Origin of the sequence: Ferrimonas pelagia (assembly GCF_039543565.1) — a bacterium.
In the GTDB taxonomy this organism is placed as follows: Bacteria; Pseudomonadota; Gammaproteobacteria; order Enterobacterales; family Shewanellaceae; genus Ferrimonas; species Ferrimonas pelagia.
Window position 1 is genome coordinate 1 of record NZ_BAABJZ010000037.1, and the last position, 1003, is coordinate 1003.

At 45.6% G+C, this 1003-nt stretch carries 1 rRNA gene; it reads left to right on the plus strand.

Annotated features, from left to right (window positions below):
• Positions 1-889: 889 nt before the first annotated feature.
• Positions 890-1003 (plus strand): 16S ribosomal RNA (locus ABEA08_RS09490); the annotation flags it as partial.

Genomic DNA, 1003 nt, shown 5'->3' on the forward strand with positions numbered 1-1003 from the left:
TATGACCACATTGTCGACCAGGTTGCAGATGCTTGGAACAGCTTTCGAAAAGATGCAGAACAAGTGCGGCATCTTTGCAGCAGGGAATGGGCCAGACTGACCAAATAGATAATGGAATTGGTATGAGTCAAGCCGATCGGGATGCCTCTCAATGTTACGGATAGGGTGTCTTTTCCGGATCGATGATCAGGGATCTTGTTGGTGCAAGTGTGTCGGCTTCAAAAGACAGGTGAATTGAGCTTCGGTACTGATAAAAAAACGCGATTTCACGCGAGAGGATTATTGCTGACACCGGCTTCGGAGTGAGGATTGTTGGAAGAACGACAGTGTTGAACCATTGGTTCTGACTAATTAAGCCGTTTCGGCGCAAAGTACAGAGCGTAAATATTGCCACCACTCCATCATGGTCGAACTCATCACTTTAAATAGAGCATGGGCTGTGCTTGTTTAATAAACTAAAATGCGTTGCGGTGTCGGTTAATACATCGGTTTGTTGGTTATTTGTTCGCTTGGGTATAAATCGGTCATAAACGCTTGCGGCAAAGTCTGAACTCCCTATAATGCGCATCTGTCGACGGGGACAAGGCTTCTGAGCAAACGTTGGAAACAACGGGTTAGCAGCGGTTTTGGTCAAAAAGACAACGGTTGAAAAGAAAGTTTCAAAACTGACTTGACGGCCACGGAGAATAGCGTAATATACGCCTCCTGCTTCGGCAACGAAGCGAACCTTAAGTCAGCATGACTTAAGCGCTCTTTTACAATTTGTCAGACAATCTGTGTGGGCACTCACGCAGGATTGAGAAATCATCATTTCTTAATGCTTATTGAGTGAACACACGTTTTATTCAGTATTCATTGAGTAAGTCTTCGGACTTAAAAATCAAATCTTTAATTGAAGAGTTTGATCATGGCTCAGATTGAACGCTGGCGGCAGGCCTAACACATGCAAGTCGAGCGGAAACGAAGGGTAGCTTGCTACTCTGGCGTCGAGCGGCGGACGGGT